Here is an 18,868-nt window from a genome sequence, read left to right as displayed (position 1 = left end):
CGCGCGATGGGGCGTTACCGGTAACGCCCCATCGCGCGCGAGCGCGCTCCTACCTTGTCGCCCTACGGCTGCACCACCGTCATCGTCGCTGGCGTGCTGCGCCCCACGCCGCGCAGCTCGGGGCGGTACATGTCTTCCACCAACGATGGCGGCACCGTGTAGGTGCCCGGGGTGACTGCGCGCACCAGGTAATACAACTGCGCCTTGCTGCCCGAGGACAGCGCCAGCGCGGCCACGTAACGGTCGTCGCGGAACTCTTCGTGCTTGACGTCGGCGGCGCTGGAACGCTCGCTGATGCCGATGCCGTCCACCACCACATCGGCCCATTGCTTGGCATCGCCGAGATTGAAGTTCTCGATCTCCAGGCCGGCCGGCAGCAGGTCGGTCAGCAGCGCGTCGGGCATGTCGCTGTTGGCGGTGATGGTGACGCGCACGATCAGCGCTTCGCCTTCCTTCAATGCACGCGGGGTCCACGGTTTGCCGTCGGTGGTGTACCAGCTGCGCTCCACGCTGAGGTTGCGCGTGTCCGGCTCCGGCGCGCTGCGCGGGATGCCGGCCACCTCCAGGCTGGCGTACATCGGTGCCTCGCCCTGCGGCGCGAACTGCACGCCGCGCGCCAGGGCGGCGCTGTCGAAACTGCGCCCGAACAGGCGTGCCGGCGCAATCTCCTGCGTCTGGCCGCCAACAGTCAAGGTGCCGGACACCTGCTTGCCCTGCCCGACCATCAAGGCCTTGCCCAAGCGCGCCAGCGCCACCTGCTCCTGCGTACTCAGCCACAGCCAGCCGGTGGCGCGGCGTGCATCCAGCGCGCGGCCCAATGCCACTGCGCGGGTGTCGTACTCGGGCTTGGACAAGCCACGCTCGTGCAGCAACGCCATCATCAAGGCATCGTCGCGAATCGCGCTGCCGTAATCGGCGAAGTACGGCGGGCGCTCGCTGCTGTCCTTGGCAAAACCCGCCTTGATCGCCGCCTGCCCACGCTTGGTGTCGCCCTGCAGCGACAATGCCGCGCCCAGATGCACCAGCGACAAGCCGGTCAATGCCTTGTCGCGCTGGTTGTCGTACAACGCGCGCAGCGTGCCCAGCGGCGCGCGGTTGACGCGTGCCAGCACATAGCCGGACCAGGCCTGGTTGGCGAACTTCAGGCTATCGCGGCGGTCCTGCCCGTAGAACTCGTTGCCACCGGACAGCAGGTCCTCGCTGAGTCGATTGAGCGCCTTCTGCAGCACGTTGTCGGGCACCGCAAAGCCGGCATCCTTGGCGTCGAGCAGGAACTCGGCGATGTACGGGGTCAGGCCCGGATTGACGTAACCGTCGTCGCCCCACATCGAAAAATGCCCGCTGGCGATCTGCATCGAAGCCAGGCGACCGAATGCGCCTTCCATGCGCTCGCGGCGCTTGGCCGCCTCCAGCCCCTTGGTGCCCAGTGCCCTGGCGGTGGCATCGTCGAGCAAGAGCGCGGCGTAACCCTTGCTGGTGGTCTGCTCGGCGCAGCCATACGGATAGTCCAACGCACCCTGCAGGGCGCTGGCGAACGGAATCGGCGGCAGCGGGCTGACCACCATGCGCGCGGTCACCGAGCCGGCCATCAGGCCATCGGCAAAGCCGCTGTCCAGGGTGATCGGCGCCAGCGGATCGAGCACGCGCGTCTGCGCACGCAACACCTGCGGCCAGCCGGCACGCACCGGCAGGTCGTAGCTGCGGTCGGCCTTGAAGCCGTTGCCGTCCACACGTACGCGCACCTTGGCCACGCTATAGCCTTCGGTGGCGGTCAGCGGGAAGCTCAGCGTCTGCTTGGCATCCACACCAAGCTTGACGCTGCGCGCCGCCTCGGCGATGGCCAGCGGGCCGATCCCGTCCACGCGCACATTGAACTCGCCCGGCTTGCCGGTGAAGTTCTGCACATCCAGCGTCACCGTGCTGCGGTCGCCCGGCGCCATCACGCGCGGCATGCTGGCCTCGGCCAGGATCGGGGCGCGCACCACGGTTTCCACCGCGTGGTTGCCGAACCGCGTATCCGAATACACCAACGCCGACACCCGCAGCGTGCCGTTGAAATCCGGCACCGGCAGTTGCACGCGCGCATTGCCCTTGGCATCGAGCTTCACCGAGCCGGAGAACAGGTCCACGGTCTGCACGCGCGCGGTCGGGCGCTTGGCCTGCGGCAAGGCTTCCAGCGCCATGTCGCCGCCGAACTTGAGCTTGCCGCTGGCGCCTTCGAAGCTCTCGATCACGCGGCCATAGATGTCGTAGGCATCGGTGCCCAGACGACGCTGCGCGAAGAACTGCGCGTTGGCATCGGGCACCGGGAAGCGGGTGATGTTGAGGATGCCCACGTCCACCGCCGAGATGGTCACGTGCGCCGCCTTGCCGGCCAGCTCGGGCACGCTCACCGTCACCGGCAACGCCTGCTCGGGGCGCATCTGCTTGGGCGCAGCCAGGCCCACCGCCACGCGTCGCGCCTTGCGATCCATCGGCACATACGCCACGCCCACCGCACGCGCCGGGGTGATCTTGCTCGGCGCACTGCCGCCGCGGAACACCAACGCGGTGACGTAGACATCGTGGCGTTCCCACGCGTCGGTCACCGGAATTTCGAAGCTGCTGCCCGGCTTGACGTCGATGTCCTGCACGTACAGCAGCTTGTCGCTTTCCACCAGCAGCACGCCCTTGCCGGCATGCGGCGGGGTCAGCGTGACGGTGAGCGTGTCGCCGGCACGATAGGCGGTCTTGTCCAAGGCCAGCTTGACCTTGTCCGGGCGCGCGTCCAGGCCGCGGTTTTCGTCGTTCCAGCTCCAGCCGGCGCGGAACGGGTAGCGCGTGGTCAGCCCGGTGGACGGGTCGAACACGTCCAGGCGGTACTCGCCCCACTCCACCGGAACCTCGAGCTTGGCATTGCCGCCGGCGATGTCGAGCGTGCGCATGTCCTTGTTCTCGAAGCGGCGGGTGAAGTCGTAATCCCAATGGTCGTCGGTGTAGTTCCAGTGGTAGTCGCGCAGCTCGCGCACCAACGTGGCCTTCAGGCCCTTGACCGGCTGCGGCTTGCCATCGGCATCCACGCGGGTGATTTCGAAGCGCGCGGTGCCGTTGGCGTCGGTGCCCTCCTTGTCGTCGAACAGGGGGCGTACGCCGACCAGCGCCTTGGCCGGCCACAGCACGCGCTTGACGCTGCGGGTGACGGTGCGCCCGCCGGTCTCGTACACGCTGCCCGAGACCACCGCCGCAATCGTGCTGACCGGCTTGGCTTCGGCAGGCAGCGCGATGTCTTCGCGCAATACGCCATCGCTGCCGAACTCGGTGTCGATCACGTCCTTGGCGTCGCGCGGCAGCTCCAGCGTGGGGTCGCCGAAGAACCAGCCCGGCAAGGACTCGAGCGGGTGCTGCTCGACGCTGACCGCAAGCTTGGCGGTGAAGCGGTTGCCGTCGGCCGGCGCGCCATACAGGTACGCGGCATTGGCGACCAGCGTGAACGGCTGGCCGGCGCTCAGGGTCTTTTGGGTGCTGTCCAGATCCAGCTTCATGCGCTCGGGCAGGAACTCTTCCACGCGCACGGTCATGCCCTGCACGGCGTCCTTGCTGGCCGGATCGGTGCGGAATTCCACCTGCCAGCGGCCGGTCGGCGCATCGGCCGGAATCTGCTGGCTGAATTCGAAATAGCCCTGCTCGCCCGGCTGCAGCTTGGTCTCGCGGAAGGTCTTGCCGTCCGGCTGCTTGAGGCGCAGGAACACCGGTTGCGGCTTGGTCGGCTTGCCGTCGTTGTCGCGCAGGATCGCCGACACGCGCATGGTCTCGCCAGGGCGATACAGGTCGCGGCCGGCCCAGGCGAACACGTCGAACCAGGCGCTCTCGCGCCCGGCCACCGCAAATTCGCTCAGGTCCAGCGCCGGCTGGTTGAACGGCAGCACCGAGATATCGGTCTTGCTGCGCGCCACCAGCACGTGGCCGGCATCGAGCGTGTAGTTGAGCAGCGCATTGCCGTTGCCGTCGGTGGCGCCCTTGAGGAACAGCTCGCCCTTGGCATCGAGGACGCGCACCTCCACGTTCTTGATCGGCTCGCCGCTTTGCAGCGAGGCGGTGTGCACGAACAGCTTGTCCTTGTAGGCGCGCGTGTGCAGGCCGATGTCGCTGACGGTAAAGAACGCGGTATCGAAGCCATTGTCGAAACTGCCGGCACGCTTCATCACCGCAAAGTACAGGCCCGGCTCCTGCAGCTCCTTGATGTCCTGCGTGGGCAGGTAGGTCAGCACGCGCTCGTTCTGCTTGCCGCCGAGAATGAAACGATTGACGTACACCGGGTCGGCCAGCTTGGACAACGGCTGCTTGTCGTTATATTCGCTCTCCAGCTCCCAGCTGCCGCGACGACCGCCGCGCTGGAACTGCTGGAAGAACGCCGGCAGCGACTTCTCGCGCACGCGCAGGAACTCCACGTCCACTTCCGGCACGTTGACCGACACCACCGGCAGACCGCGGCTCTCGCGTGCCGGCAGCACGCTGCCTTGCGAAGCGAACCCGGCCACTGGCTTGAGCGCGCCGGTGTAGACCTTCTGCTTGAGCGGCTTGCCCAGGCGGCTGCCATCGGCGGCCAGCAGGTTGGCGTCGACCAGGACGGTGTAGTCCTTGGCCGCTTCCACGTACGGGTAGCGCAGCGTCTTGCCGTCGTCGGACAGGGTCCAGCTGCTGTCGCCGGTGCCGACCTTTTCCTCGAAACGCACCAGCGCATCGAAGTCCTGCGTGCCCACCAACGGCCGCGAGAATTCCAGCGCCAGCGACAGGCCGTCGCCGGTCTGGTCGGGATAGGCGCGCGCCAGCGCAAAACCGGTGATGGCCTGCTTGTCGGCCTTGATCGCCTCGCCACTGGCGGCAGGCAGCTGGCCGCTTTCGTTGCGCTTGCACGCCACCGCGCCGATCGCCACGCCCAGCAAGACCACCCACAGCAACATGCGCCGCGTACCCGACCGCTTCATCCCTGATTCCCGGCTATCCATTCGCACTACCCCATGACTGAGGACGCAAGTATAGCGATGCCGTTCACTTCACCGATGGCGGCATGGGGCGACGCAAGGACTTGCCGATGGGCGGCGATGACGCGCCACCGGGCCAGCGCTGCGATGGGACCGCCGCGCCCGACCGGTGGTAAGCGCAATGGTTTGACGCCGGTCCATGGCAGGTCGCTGAGTTGCGGACTGGCTGCAGGGCCCTTGCCCGCCCACCATCGCAGGACACGCCGCAAGTACGTCCCTGTAGGCTCTTACGCGGCATCCATGCCGCGTAAGGTCCCGCGACGGTGGGCGGGCAAGGACCAGTCGAGATGGTCGGTGTGCAGGGGCGCACAGGGCATGGCGTGCATTGTTCGGAGGATGGTGCGTCCAACAAACGTTCCATCACAAGCAGAGCAACAAGCAGGCGTTCAACCAAGCAACCGACGCATTTTCTGGTGCGGTGTCCTCGCCGATTGCGGGACCGTGTGGCGGCATGGATGCCGCCACCGAGCCTACAAGGACGTACTTGCGGCGTGTCCCGCGAGCGGTGAGGGCACCGCGCACACGACCAACCAGGCTTTTGACTGCATCCCAAAGTACGGCCAATAAAACCACTGCGCTCGCCACCAAGCCGGCGCTCACCACATCTTGATAGCCACTCCTAGCGCAACTGCAGCACCGTGCGCATGTACAGGTCGATCAACGCCGGCTTGTCCGCGCGCAGGCAGGCCTGCACGTTCGGCGTGTCTGTGCCTTCGCGGGTGTAGCCCTGCGCATCGACGTCCAGATGCAGCGGCGTGGTCGGGCACAGGTCGGGGCGCAGCAGCCAGGCCACCGGCACTGCGTCGAACAAGGTCGGCGTGGCGCTGGCCCAGGGCTGGTCGGTATTGCGCCACTGGTAATACAGCTGGGTGAGCGCATCAGTGAGCCCATCGCCATGTGCAAACAAGGCGATGCGCTCGGGTTCTTCCAGCGTGATCTGGGTGGCGTCCAAGGGCAGCAACACGATCGGCACGCCGGCCGCGAACACCCGCTGCGCCGCCGGCACATCGGCCAGGATGTTGTACTCCGGCGCCGGCGCGCTGGCCGGACGATAAGCCGACTTGCCGTAGCCGACGCGTACCGAACCGCCCATCGCCACGATACGCTTGAGCTTGGCAAAGCCGGCCGGGTCGCGCTGCTGCGCCACTGCGGCGTCGGTCATCGGCCCCAATACCAGCAAGGTCACCTTGCCAGGGTGCAGGCGCGCCTGCTGCAGGATCATCGCCGCCGCATCCGGCAGCTTGCCGGGCAACTGTCCCCTGGCGGCCCAGCGCGCCTGGCTGAAGGGGATCGCGCTGATGGTGCGTGCGCCCACCGCCAACGGAATCTCGCTGCGCCCGGCCTGCTGCAACAGGCGCTGCAGCAACTGCGCACGCAAGTTGGTATCGCCCCAGGCCGATGCGATGCCCAGCACATGCAGCTGCGGGCTACGCAGCAACAACCCGAGCGCAAACGCATCGTCGATGTCGTCGCCGATATCGGTGGAGACCACCAGCAACTCGGGGGACGTCGACGTCGATGTGGGCGTTGGCTGCGCTGCAGTGGCGGCAGGCGTCTGCGCCCATGCCACTGCCGACGCACACCATAGCCCCAGCATCCACCACATGTTTCGCCATCTCCGCTGCATGTATCCACTCCTGCGACCATAAAAAAACCGCCGGCATGTTGGCCGGCGGTTCGATAGTGCTACACCACGACGCCGATCAGAAGTTGGCGCGGAACTGCGCGCCGACGATGCGCGGGTCGTTGATGAAGCCGGTGAGGTTGTTGAAGTCGATCGCACCGGTCACGCGGATCTGGTTGGTGCAGTTGCGGCAGAACACCGACAACTCGTAGGCGCCCGCGCCCCAGTTGTAGCCGATCTTGGCGCCGCCCTCGACCAGCGGCTGGCCGGTGAACTCCTTGGAGTCGTACAGGAAGAAGTTCACTTCGCTGCGGTAGGACCAGTCGGTGTAGAAGAACAGCTCGCCGTCGTTGCCCATCGGGATGCCGTAACGCAGGGTGGCGTTGGCCATCCACTTGGCAGCCTGCGGCAGGTCGTTGCCGTCGATGATGGCATTGCCGGCCGCATTGAGCGGGTCGGTCACGGTGCAGGTGCGGCATACGCCCACCGACAGGGTCGGGTCGTCGATGCGGGTCCAGTTGTAGGCGCCGCCGGCGGTGACGCGCAGGTTCTGGGTGAGCAGCGCTTCGAAGTCGAACTCGGCGCCGCGCGCCTTGGTCTTGTCGGCGTTGAGCAGGCGCACGTCGTTGGAGACGCCGCCCACTGCGGTGAGCTGCTGGTTCTTGACGCGGAAATCGTAGATGTCAAAGCTCAGACGCGCGCGGTTGTCGAACAGGTCGGACTTGATGCCGATCTCGAACGAATCCACCGTCTCCGGCTCGGCCACGGTCAGCGGCGCGGTGCCCGAGGGCACGCCGAAGCTGGCGCCGCGGAAGCCGCGTGCGGCACGGGCGTACACGTTGACGGCGTCGTTGATGGCGAAGGTGGCCGCCAGATCGCCGGTGACCTTGGAATTGTCGGTCTCGCCGCTGGACGGCTCGACCAGCGTGACGCGGTCCAGCGCCAGCACGTCGAAGGTCTTCTTGTCGTAGGTGTAGCGGATGCCGGCGCGCAGGTTCAGGCGATCGGTGGCCGCATAGTTCAACGAGCCGAACGCCGCCCACGAGGTGTTGCGCTGGCGGGTCAGCTGGTAGCTGGCCAGATCGCCGCCGCTGAAGGTGTTGTAGGTGTAGTTTTCGCCTTCCACATCGTCGTGGAAGTAGTACAGGCCGGCCTGCCAGTTGAGCGGGCCTTCGTATTGCGATTCGGCACGCAGTTCCTGGCTGTACTGGTCCAGGCTCTTGATGCCGCCGGCGGTTTCCACCGGGAACGGAATCACGCCCGGGCCGGACGGCGGTGCGAACACCGCGCCGAAGCCGCCGTCGATATCACCGCGGCTGTAGTACTTGCCGATGCCCTCGTAGGCAGTGATCGAGTGCAGCGCGATGTCGCCCAGGTCCCAGGTCAGATTGGCGCTGCCGCCGTAGGTCTGCAGTTCCTGGTTGTTGGCGCCGTCGATGAAGGACTTCTCTTCGTCGAAGCCGTCCACCAGCTGGTTGGTGCCGGGCTGGATGATGTTGGCGCGGAACAAGCGTGCGGTGCCGTCCAGGTGACGCGCATGCGCGTTGAACAAGGCGCTGAAATCGTCGCTGGCTTGGTACAGCAGCTGCAGGCGCACGGCCGAGTCGGTATAGCCTTCCAGATCGCGGCCATCGCGGTTTTCCACCCAGTCGTCGCGGCGCTGGCCCAGCGTGGACAGACGCGCCGCCCAATGGTCGCCCATGGCGATGCTCAGGCCGCTTTCCAGGGTCATGGTGCCGTAGGTGCCGTAGGACAGGCTGGCGTAGCCGTCATTGGCGCCGATGGCCGGCTTGACCGAGTTGAACTTGACCACGCCGGCCGGCGTGTTGCGGCCGAACAGCGTGCCCTGCGGGCCGCGCAGCACTTCCAGGCCTTCCAGATCGAAGATCGGGAAGCCCTTCAGGAATGCATTTTCCTGCACCACGTCGTCATAGATCAGCGACACCGGCTGCGAGGCATAGGTGTTGAAGTCGGTGTTGCCGTAGCCGCGGATGTACACGCGCGGGAACACACGGCCGTTGGACGATTCGATGTTGAGGCTGGGCGCCTTGCCCGCAAGCACGCGGATATCTGAGCCGCTGGTGGAGATGGCATCCAGGAATTCCGGACGCAGCACCGATGCCGAGACCGGCACGTCCTTGGAATCTTCCGAGCGGCGCTCGACCGTGACCTTGACCGCGTCCAGGCGCACGACACCATCGTCGCCGGGCGCCTGCTGGGCAGCGGCATGGAGCGGGAGAAGGGAAGCAACGGCAACGGCGAGCGCGCTGATCTTGAGCGACCGGCTGGCGGACATGGGAAGACTCCGAATTCGGTTGGCGGAGCGGCCTGATCTGCATGCCGCGTTGCAACAGAATTAACACGATTTACACAAATTTGGCAGAGCGCGTGCGAAAAAGTTTTCCGAATTCGAAAAGGCGTTCGAATTAATGCAACACGCGCGTGCAATTTGTGCGTTGGGGCCTGCCCAGTCTCAGCGGGCGATCAGCCGCCCCCGGTAGCGTCGACCGGCACCCGCACCCAACCTTCCATCAGCACCCGCGCACTGCGGCTCATCAGCGCCTTGGTCACCTGCCACTGGCCGTCCACCAGCTGCGCCTCGGCGCCGACGCGCAAGGTCCCGGAGGGATGCCCGAAGCGCACCGCAGAACGCGCCGCGCCGCCCGCTGCCAGATTGACCAGGGTGCCGGGCACGGCGGCCGCGGTGCCAATCGCCACCGCGGCGGTGCCCATCATGGCGTGATGCAACTTGCCCATCGACATCGCCCGCACCAGCAGATCGAGTTCGGCAGCGTGCACCGGTTTGCCGCTGGAGGCGGTGTAATCGGCCGGCGGCGCCACGAACGCCACCTTCGGCGTGTGCTGCCGCGTTGCTGCGTCTTCCACCTTCGCAATCAAGCCCATCCGCACCGCGCCGTGCGCACGCAGGGTCTCGAACATCGTCAATGCACGCGGGTCGCCATTGATCGTCTCCTGCAGCTCGGTACCGGTATAGCCCAGGTCGCGCGCGTTGACGAAGATGGTCGGAATGCCGGCATTGATCAGCGTTGCGGCGATCGTGCCCAGGCCGGGAATCTCCAGCTGATCGATCAGCTGGCCGGTGGGGAACATCGCCCCGCCCTCGCCTTCGGCATCGTCGGCCGGGTCGAGAAATTCCAGCTGCACTTCGGCGGCAGGAAAGGTCACCCCATCCAGTTCGAAGTCGCCGGTTTCCTGCACCTGGCCATCGGTCATCGGCACATGCGCCACAATGGTCTTGCCGATATTGGCCTGCCAGATCCGCACCGTCGCCAAGCCGTCGCGCGGCACCCGCGCGGCATCGACCAAGCCATTGGCGATCGCAAACGGTCCCACCGCCGCCGACAGGTTGCCGCAGTTGCCGCTCCAGTCCACGAACGCGCTGTCGATGGACACCTGCCCGAACAGGTAGTCCACATCGTGCCCGGCACGGGTACTGGCCGACACGATCACGCTCTTGCTGGTGCTGGAGGTCGCCCCGCCCATGCCATCGATCTGCTTGCCGTAGGGATCGGGGCTGCCGACCACCCGCAGCAACAACGCATCGCGCGCAGGCCCGGGCTGCTGCGCGGCGGCGGGCAGATCCTGCAGACGAAAGAACACGCCCTTACTGGTGCCGCCACGCATGTAGGTGGCCGGGATGCGGAGTTGGGGGAGCGGGGTCATGGGCTTGGTCTATCTCGGTTGATCGTGATCACAGCGAAGACGCACTGACTGCGGCGCTGCCGGAGAGTTGAGGCAAAACTCGCGTCGAACCGCTCAGGCGTCGCCGCTCATCCACGCAGGAATGTCGCGCTGCATCTGCAGCACACGCCAGATGACGATGTCCGTGTCGCGTTCGATGTAGAAAATCAAATAGGGAAATCCCTTGAGTGGCCACACCCGCAGGTCCTGCAGCTTCAACAGCACCGCATGTCGGCTGGAACCGACACCCGGGTGCTGCATCAGCATCTTGACCGCCGACTCCAGCGCGTCGGCAAACGCCAGTTCCAGCGCGAGCCCGGCTTGTTCGCCATACCACGCAGCGGCTTCGTCGACGTCACGCAGCGCCAATGGGCGCCAGCGCGCCGGCTTCACTTGCTGGCAGCGCGTGCCTGCGCGCGCTCACGCATCTTGTCGAAGAAATCAGGTTCCGTTGCCACGGCCGGCCCGGAGTTGGCCCCATCCAGCAGCAACCCACGCAGCTGTTCCACATCACGTTGCTTGCGGATCAGTTCGCGCAGGTACTCGCTGCTGGAACCGTAGGCGTGCTCCTGAACTTGCTGATCGACGAACTGCTTGAGCTCGTCGGGCAAAGAGATATTCATCGTGGCCATGCGACCTCCTGATGGCAAAGATTGCCAAAGTGTGCGCGCCTGCACGGGTGGGTGCAAGCGGGCGACCTGGCGTCCTCGGGCGTCGAAGCCATCAGGCTGCCGAGGCCTCAAGAAAATCCTGCGCAAACCGTTGCAGCACGCCGCCCGCCTCGTAGATGGACACTTCCTCGGCGGTATCCAGGCGGCAGATGACCGGCACCTGCACCTGCTCGCCGTTGCGCCGATGGATAGACAGCGTCAGTGTCGCGCCCGGCGTGCGCTCGCCGACCACATCGAAGGTTTCGCTGCCATCGATGCCCAGCGTCTTGCGGTCGGTGCCCGGCTTGAACTCCAGCGGCAACACGCCCATGCCGATCAGGTTGGTGCGGTGGATCCGCTCGAAGCCTTCGGCCACGATCACCTCCACCCCGGCCAGACGCACGCCCTTGGCCGCCCAGTCGCGCGAGGAGCCCTGCCCGTAATCGGCACCGGCAATGATGATCAGCGGCTGCTTGCGCATCATGTAGGTTTCGATCGCCTCCCACATGCGCAGCACCTGCCCTTCCGGTTCCAGCCGCGTCAGCGAACCGGCGGTGACCTGTCCATCGATCACCGCCATTTCGTTGACCAGCTTGGGGTTGGCGAAGGTGGCGCGCTGCGCGGTGAGGTGATCGCCGCGATGGGTGGCGTAGGAATTGAAGTCTTCCTCCGGCACGCCCATCTGCGCCAGGTATTCGCCTGCCGCGCTGCCGGCCAGGATCGCATTCGACGGCGACAGATGGTCGGTGGTGATGTTGTCGCCCAGCACCGCCAACGGGCGCAGGCCCTGCAAACTGCGTGCACCGGCAAGCGCGCCTTCCCAGTACGGCGGGCGCCGGATGTAGGTGCTGGCCGGCCGCCAGTCGTACAACGGGCTCACCTGGATGCCCTGCCCCACGCTGCGCTTGAACATCGGGTCGTAGACGCTGCGGAAGTGCTCTGGCTTGACGCTGCGCGCCACCACTGCATCGATCTCCGCATCGCTCGGCCACAGGTCCTTGAGCGTCACCGCCACGCCATCGGCATCGATGCCCAGCACATCCTTTTCGATATCGAAGCGCACCGTGCCGGCGATGGCATAGGCAATCACCAACGGCGGCGATGCCAGAAACGCCTGCTTCGCATACGGATGGATGCGCCCGTCGAAATTGCGGTTGCCCGACAACACCGCGGTGGCATACAGATCGCGGTCGATGATCTCCTGCTGGATCGCAGGGTCCAGCGCACCGCTCATGCCATTACAGGTGGTGCAGGCAAACGCGACGATGCCGAAACCCAGTTGTTCCAGCTCCCCCAGCAACCCGGCCTCTTCCAGGTACAACTGCACCGCCTTGGAGCCCGGCGCCAGCGAACTTTTCACCCAGGGTTTGCGCGTCAGTCCGCGTGCGTTCGCATTGCGCGCCAGCAAGCCGGCGGCAATGACATTGCGCGGGTTGGAGGTATTGGTGCACGAAGTGATCGCGGCGATGATCACCGCGCCATCGGGCATCTGGCCCGGCACGGCATCCCAGACGCCGGCAATGCCGCGCTCGGCCAGCTCGCTGGTGGCCACGCGTTTGTGCGGATTGGATGGCCCGGCCATGTTGCGCACCACGCTCGACAGGTCGAACTGCAGCACACGCTCGTACTGCGCTGTGACCAGGTCATCCGCCCACAGGCCGGTGTGCCGCGCGTAGGTCTCCACCAAGGCGATCTGTGCGTCCTCGCGCCCGGTCAGGCGCAGGTAATCCAGCGTCTGCTGATCGATATAGAACATTGCCGCAGTGGCACCGAACTCCGGCGTCATGTTGGAGATGGTCGCGCGATCGCCGATGGTCAGCGCGCTGGCGCCGGCCCCGTAGAACTCCAGATAGGCACCGACCACACGTTGCTGCCGCAGGAACTCGGTCAGGGCCAGCACGATGTCGGTAGCGGTAATGCCGGGCGCCGGCCGGCCCAGCAGTTCCACACCGATGATGTCGGGCAGCCGCATCCACGAGGCGCGCCCCAGCATCACGTTTTCCGCTTCCAGCCCGCCCACGCCCACTGCGATCACACCCAGCGCATCCACATGCGGGGTGTGGCTGTCGGTGCCTACGCAGGTATCGGGGAACGCCACGCCATCGAGCGTGTAGATCACCGGCGACATCTTCTCCAGATTGATCTGATGCATGATCCCGTTGCCCGGCGGAATCACTTCCATGTTTTCGAATGCGCGCTTGGTCCACTCGATGAAATGGAAGCGGTCGGCGTTGCGCCGATCTTCCACGCTGCGATTCTTGGCGAAGGCCTGCTTGTCGAAACCGGCGTATTCCACCGCCAGCGAGTGATCGACGATCAACTGCACCGGCACCACCGGGTTGACCTGCGCCGGGTCGCCACCCTGTTCGGCGATTGCATCGCGCAGCCCGGCCAGGTCGACCAGCGCGGTCTGCCCCAGAATGTCGTGACAGACCACCCGCGCCGGAAACCATGGAAAATCCAGGTCGCGCCTGCGCTCGATCAGCTGGCGCAGGTACGCCTCCAGCATCTGCGGTTCGGCACGCCGCACCAGATTCTCCGCGTGCACACGTGCGGTGTACGGCAGCCCTGCGTAGGCGCCGGGTTGCAGCGCATCCACGGCGGCGCGTGCATCGAAGTAGTCCAACGAGGTGCCCGGCAAGGGCTTGCGGTACTGGCTGTTCATGGCTGGCGATATCGAAGCGGGCGGGGGGTATTCGGGATTCGGGATTCGGGATTCGGGAATCGGGAATCGGGAATCGGATTCATGATTTCCGGCGTGTGGGGGGACTGCCATCTCTCGTTGCGGTTGCCATCGTCTTATCGCCTTCGTTGATCGAAGGCGATCGGCAGATCAATCCAACCGCTGGCGCGTCCTCAGGAGCGTTGATCCAGCGGTACGAAGACCTGATCTTCCGGGCCGGTGTAATTGGCCGAGGGACGAATGATCTTGCCGTCCATGCGCTGCTCGATGATGTGCGCGCTCCACCCGGCAGTGCGCGCCAGCACGAACAGCGGCGTAAACATCGCCGTCGGCACGCCCATCATGTGGTAGCTGACCGCACTGAACCAATCCAGGTTCGGGAACATCTTCTTGATGTCCCACATCACCGTCTCCAGGCGCTCGGCGATGTCGTACATCTTGCGGCTGCCCTGCTCATCGGAGAGTTCGCGCGCCACCTCCTTGATCACCTTGTTGCGCGGATCGGACACGGTGTAGACCGGGTGCCCGAAGCCGATCACCACTTCCTTGCGTTCCACACGCGCCTTGATGTCGGCCTCGGCCTCGTCCGGGGTGTCGTAGCGCTTCTGCACCTCGAAGGCCACCTCGTTGGCGCCGCCATGCTTGGGCCCGCGCAACGCGCCGATGCCGCCGGCGATGGCGCTGTACATGTCGCTGCCGGTGCCGGCGATCACCCGGCTTGCAAACGTGGAGGCATTGAACTCGTGCTCGGCGTACAGGATCAGGCTGGTGTGCATCGCACGCACCCATGAGTCCTTCGGCGCGAACCCGTGCAGCAGATGCAGGAAGTGCCCGCCGATCGAGTCGTCGTCGGTTTCCACCTCGATGCGCTTGCCGTTGTGGCTGTAGTGGTACCAGTACAGCAGCATCGATCCCAGCGAGGCCATCAGCTTGTCGGCGATATCGCGCGCGCCGGGATGATTGTGATCGTCCTTTTCCGGCTGCAGGCAGCCCAGCACCGACACCCCGGTGCGCATCACATCCATCGGATGCGCCGACGGCGGCAGCTGCTCCAGTGCGGTTTTCACTGCCGCCGGCACGCCGCGCAGCGAACGCAGCTTGGCCTTGTAGCCGCGCAGTTCGCCGTTGTTGGGCAGCTTGCCGTGCACCAGCAGATAGGCAATTTCCTCGAACTCGCTGGTGGTGGCCAGATCCAGGATGTCGTAGCCGCGGTAATGCAGATCGTTGCCGCTGCGGCCCACCGTGCACAGCGCGGTGTTGCCTGCAGCAGTGCCGGACAGTGCGACGGATTTCTTCGGCTTGAAGCCGGGATTGACGGTGTCGTTCATGCGATGCGCTCCCAAACGGTGTCGTGTTGCGGTGTCACGGATGAAGTGGCCAAACCTGCACGCAGCAAGGCGCGATCATGCGCCTTTGCGTGCAAACAACGCGTCCAGGCGCTGCTCGTAGCCGTGGTAGCCGATGCGCTCGTACAGCTCTTCGCGCGTCTGCATGGTGTCCAGCACGGCCTGCTGATGGCCATCGCGCCGAATCGCGGTATAGACCGCCTCGGCCGCCTTGTTGGCCGCACGGAATGCCGACAGCGGAAACAGCTGGATCGCCACACCGGCCTGCGCAAGCTGGTCGCGCGTGAACAGCGGCGTCTTGCCGAATTCGGTGATGTTGGCCAGCACCGGCACGCCCACTGCATCGACAAACCGCTTGTAGGTGTCCAGGTCGTACGCGGCTTCGGCAAAGATGCCGTCGGCACCAGCTTCCACGCAGGCGATCGCACGTTCGATCGCCGCATCCACGCCTTCCATCTGGATCGCATCGGTGCGCGCAATCAAGAAGAACGCCGCATCGGTCTTGGCATCGGCCGCCGCCTTGACCCGGTCGACCATCTCGGCCTGGCTGACGATCTCCTTGCCCGGCCGATGCCCGCAACGCTTGGCGCCGACCTGGTCCTCGATATGGCAGCCGGCTGCGCCCGCCTTAATCAGCGACTTGATGGTGCGCTCGATATTGAACGCGCTCGGCCCGAAGCCGGTGTCCACATCCACCAGCAGCGGCAGCTCGCAGACATCGGTGATGCGGCGCACGTCGATCAGCACGTCTTCCAGCGTATTGATGCCCAGGTCCGGCAGCCCCAGCGAACCAGCCGCTACACCGCCGCCAGACAGGTAGATGGCCTGGTAGCCGGCACGCTGCGCCAGCAGCGCATGGTTGGCATTGATCGCACCGATCACCTGCAGCGGCGATTCGGCAGCCAGCGCAGCGCGGAAGCGCATGCCGGCGGAAGCGGTGGGTGAGGACGTCATGGCGATTCCAGGGTTGGGATACGGGATTAGGCGCAAATGGCATGCCAACGCCAAGTCATTGATTCGATTTGGCCAGAACGACCCATATGTTGCAAACCTGCAACGCAACGAGCAGCATGCAACATCCTTGCAACGTGGCACCAACGATGCGCAGCCCCAGGTTTACCGAGCCGATGGAGCCCTCTCCACCGGTCATCTGGACCGTCAGCGTCTCTCGCCTGACCGGCCTGCTGGCCGACGTCATCCCCGAGTTCGACCAGCGCGCGCGCATCGAGCAAGTCAACCTCGGTTTTGCCGAGGCGGTGGAGGTCATCGGCCAGCGCCTGCGCCGCGAGCGCTGCGACGTACTGGTCGCCGGCGGCTCCAATGCCGCCTATCTGCGTAGCCGGCTCGCACTGCCACTGGCGCCGATCCAGGCCACCGGGTTCGATCTGATGGAAGCGCTGGCGCGCGCACGCCGCATCGCACCGCGCATCGGCGTGGTCACCCATGCCACCGACGTGCCCTCGTTCCGCGCCTTCCAGGACAGCTTCGACCTCGACATCGAGCACCGCCGCTTCGTCACCGCCGAAGACGCGCGCGACTGCATTGCCGACCTGCGCGCCAGCGGCATCCAGGTCATCGTCGGCACCGGCATGGCGATCGATTTCGCCGAGCAGGCCGGTCTGCCCGGCGTGCTGCTGTACTCGGCAGATTCGGTCCGCCTGGCGCTCGAACACGCCATCGCGCTGGGTACCGCACCCGGCAACGAGCGCGGCGGCAGCCGCACCGGCACGCGCCGGGTGCGGCGCACCGACGCATTGCTTGGCGAAGACGCCGCAATCGCGCAGGTGCGCGAGCTGGTGCAGCTGTACGCCCCCCATCCGGGCACCGTATTGATCAGCGGCGAGACCGGCACCGGCAAGGAACTGGTCGCGCGCCAGTTGCATGCCGGCAGCCGACGGCGCGGCCGCTTCGTCGCCATCAACTGCGGCGCCATCAGCGAATCGCTGCTGGAAGCGGAATTGTTCGGCTACAGCGACGGCGCCTTTACCGGCGCACGCCGCGGCGGCCATGTCGGCCTGATCGAAGCCGCGCAGGACGGCACGCTGTTTCTCGACGAGATCGGCGAACTGCCGATGCCGCTGCAGACACGCCTGTTGCGCGTGCTGGAAGAGCGCGAAGTGCTGCGCGTCGGCGCCACACTGCCGGTTTCCGTCGACGTACGCGTCATCGCCGCCAGCCTGCAACCATTGCAGGCCCTGGTCGAACAGGGGCGCTTCCGCCGCGACCTTTTTTATCGCCTGGCGGCGTTACGCATCGCCCTGCCGCCGCTGCGTCATCGCCCCCACGAGATCGCCTTGTTGTTGACGCATTACTTCCAGCAACTCGGCGCGCTGCCGTCGCCATTGTCTCCAGCAGCGCTGCAGCGGCTGCAACAACACACCTGGCCGGGCAACGTGCGCGAACTACGCAACCTGGTCGAACGCCTGTGCATCCACTGGAAGGCCCAACCGCACGACAGCCTGGACCTGGATCAATTGCGAAGCTGGGCACCCGAGCTGTTCGACATGCGCATTGACGGCAGCGTAGCGGCCCCCGAGCACAGCGATCTTGCAACCTCGCGCATGCAACTCACCGCCGCAGCGGTCCGCTCCGCGCTCGATCGCGCAAACGGCAATCGCGCCCTCGCCGCCCAGGCGCTCGGCGTCTCGCGCACGACGTTGTGGCGCTGGATGCAGGCGCACGCGTCGGCATCGCCTGCTTGAGATGCAGCTGCGGGCTTTGGCTTGCGCGCTCGGGCCGCAAGCGCAGACGTTGGTCGGCGAGTCTTCAGCACGCAAGACTGGCGGTCGGCGGCGACCGGTCATGCGACACGATCACACGACAGGGTCGGCGCGACGTTGGTGATGCGATCCCGCCGCAGATGCAGCACGCCACCCAGCACTCACCTAGTGAGCGAGCGCGCAGCGATCACTTGACCCGCGTGTATTCGGTATCGCCCGTGCTCAGGTGCCCGGTCGCCTGGTCGATCGCGTAGTTGACGGTGCCATCGGCGTTGGATACCTGCAGCACGCCCTTGTTCAAGATCGCCGGATGATTCCTTGTCTTGACGCCACCGCCCAGCAGCTCCGGCGTGGTGTCGCGAATGATGAAGCTCTCGCCGTTGTGCTCGATGCTGAGCACGTTCTTCTCCGACTTCATGTTGACCCACTTGCCCACGTACTGCTCGCCCACGTCACGGGCACAGCCCGCCAGCAGCATCATTGCAACCAGAGCACTTCCAAGCAGCGCCTTCATCGCCACTCCTTCTTCAACGCGGGGGATTGCAGGATGGCGATTCGTTCCCGAGCCTGCAACAAGCAGGCACAACCGGATGAACACGGCTGTCAGCGACTTGAACAAACCCCTGAGTCGACAGGCTCCGTACTTCGCTCGCACGGATATCGTGACAACGGCCATTTGACGGCGCGGCCCAGGTCCACACGACCACGTCAGCCAAACCAGGCGCCCATGGCTTCGCCCGCCGCTGCAGGACAACAAAAAAGCCGGCCCATGGCCGGCTTTTCTTCTCGCGCTAAAACCCTTGCTGTTGCTGGGTTTCGATGGTGGGCGGTACAAGGTTCGAACTTGTGACCCTTGCCGTGTGAAGGCAATGCTCTACCGCTGAGCTAACCGCCCGATGACGCGAGCCGCACATTATAGGGCAGCTGCGGCGATCGTCAACAGGTTCATCCACTGCGATGATGATGCGGTCGAAAACGCCGCGTTCCGATGACCGGGCGCGGCATTCGCGCTAGCTGGCAGCGATGACGCGGCGTTCGATTCGGCGCCGTTCAAACGCCCGATACGCAGCTTCGATGGCCCGCGTCCAACACGACTGCGATCACGCGCACCCGCACCCGCAC

General features: G+C 65.7%; 11 protein-coding genes and 1 tRNA gene. 1 reads left to right on the top strand and 11 read right to left on the bottom strand.

Translation table 11 applies throughout. From position 1 onward, the window contains the following. Positions 1–62 precede the first annotated feature (62 nt). The 9 genes from ABQ137_RS05965 to prpB all read right to left on the bottom strand — a co-directional run bounded on the left by ABQ137_RS05965 (position 63) and on the right by prpB (position 15,980). A complete protein-coding gene (locus ABQ137_RS05965; protein WP_349781478.1) occupies positions 63–4,964 on the bottom strand; it encodes an alpha-2-macroglobulin family protein in 4,902 nt (1,633 codons plus the stop codon). Positions 4,965–5,640: 676 nt separating this feature from the next. Then, on the bottom strand, positions 5,641–6,618 hold the full coding sequence (locus tag ABQ137_RS05960; RefSeq protein WP_349781537.1) for a nucleoside hydrolase: 978 nt from the start codon (positions 6,616–6,618) through the stop codon (positions 5,641–5,643). Positions 6,619–6,724: 106 nt separating this feature from the next. Continuing rightward, positions 6,725–8,941 (bottom strand): TonB-dependent receptor, encoded by a 2,217-nt coding sequence (locus ABQ137_RS05955; RefSeq protein ID WP_349781476.1) that lies wholly within the window; start codon positions 8,939–8,941, stop codon positions 6,725–6,727. A 188-nt stretch (positions 8,942–9,129) separates the two neighbouring features. After that, positions 9,130–10,329: a 2-methylaconitate cis-trans isomerase PrpF gene (gene prpF, locus ABQ137_RS05950; RefSeq protein WP_349781474.1), complete on the bottom strand. Its 1,200-nt coding sequence runs from the start codon at positions 10,327–10,329 to the stop codon at positions 9,130–9,132. 93 nt (positions 10,330–10,422) lie between these two features. Next, positions 10,423–10,740, bottom strand: a complete 318-nt coding sequence (locus ABQ137_RS05945; RefSeq protein WP_016903136.1) for a type II toxin-antitoxin system RelE/ParE family toxin — start codon at positions 10,738–10,740, stop codon at positions 10,423–10,425. Beyond that, positions 10,737–10,979, bottom strand: a complete 243-nt coding sequence (locus ABQ137_RS05940) for a type II toxin-antitoxin system ParD family antitoxin (protein ID WP_029220676.1) — start codon at positions 10,977–10,979, stop codon at positions 10,737–10,739. The genes ABQ137_RS05945 and ABQ137_RS05940 overlap by 4 nt, the downstream gene beginning before the upstream one ends. Positions 10,980–11,070: 91 nt before the next feature. Beyond that, positions 11,071–13,662 (bottom strand): Fe/S-dependent 2-methylisocitrate dehydratase AcnD, encoded by a 2,592-nt coding sequence (gene acnD / locus ABQ137_RS05935; protein WP_349781472.1) that lies wholly within the window; start codon positions 13,660–13,662, stop codon positions 11,071–11,073. Between the two features lie 191 nt (positions 13,663–13,853). After that, a complete protein-coding gene (gene prpC / locus ABQ137_RS05930) occupies positions 13,854–15,008 on the bottom strand; it encodes a bifunctional 2-methylcitrate synthase/citrate synthase (protein WP_102581866.1) in 1,155 nt (384 codons plus the stop codon). A gap of 75 nt (positions 15,009–15,083) precedes the next feature. Further along, the gene (gene prpB / locus ABQ137_RS05925) at positions 15,084–15,980 is read right to left on the bottom strand and encodes a methylisocitrate lyase (protein ID WP_104568847.1); all 897 of its coding nucleotides are present in this window, start codon (positions 15,978–15,980) and stop codon (positions 15,084–15,086) included. A gap of 146 nt (positions 15,981–16,126) precedes the next feature. On the opposite strand from prpB, the gene prpR reads away from it, so the two are divergent. Continuing rightward, positions 16,127–17,728 (top strand): propionate catabolism operon regulatory protein PrpR, encoded by a 1,602-nt coding sequence (gene prpR / locus ABQ137_RS05920; RefSeq protein WP_349781469.1) that lies wholly within the window; start codon positions 16,127–16,129, stop codon positions 17,726–17,728. 205 nt (positions 17,729–17,933) lie between these two features. Here prpR and ABQ137_RS05915 read toward each other — a convergent pair whose 3' ends face one another. Together ABQ137_RS05915 and ABQ137_RS05910 are read right to left on the bottom strand one after the other, a co-directional pair. Beyond that, positions 17,934–18,260 carry a hypothetical protein gene (locus ABQ137_RS05915; RefSeq protein ID WP_039523911.1) on the bottom strand — a complete coding sequence of 109 codons (327 nt, stop codon included), beginning with the start codon at positions 18,258–18,260 and terminating at the stop codon, positions 17,934–17,936. Positions 18,261–18,566: 306 nt separating this feature from the next. Next, positions 18,567–18,641: transfer RNA gene (locus tag ABQ137_RS05910), tRNA-Val, on the bottom strand. Positions 18,642–18,868 lie beyond the last annotated feature (227 nt).

Source organism: Xanthomonas sp. WHRI 8393, from assembly GCF_040203315.1.
Taxonomy (GTDB): domain Bacteria; phylum Pseudomonadota; class Gammaproteobacteria; order Xanthomonadales; family Xanthomonadaceae; genus Xanthomonas; species Xanthomonas arboricola.
Note: the sequence above shows the minus strand (reverse complement) of the source record. Positions and strands in the feature narration are given on the sequence as shown.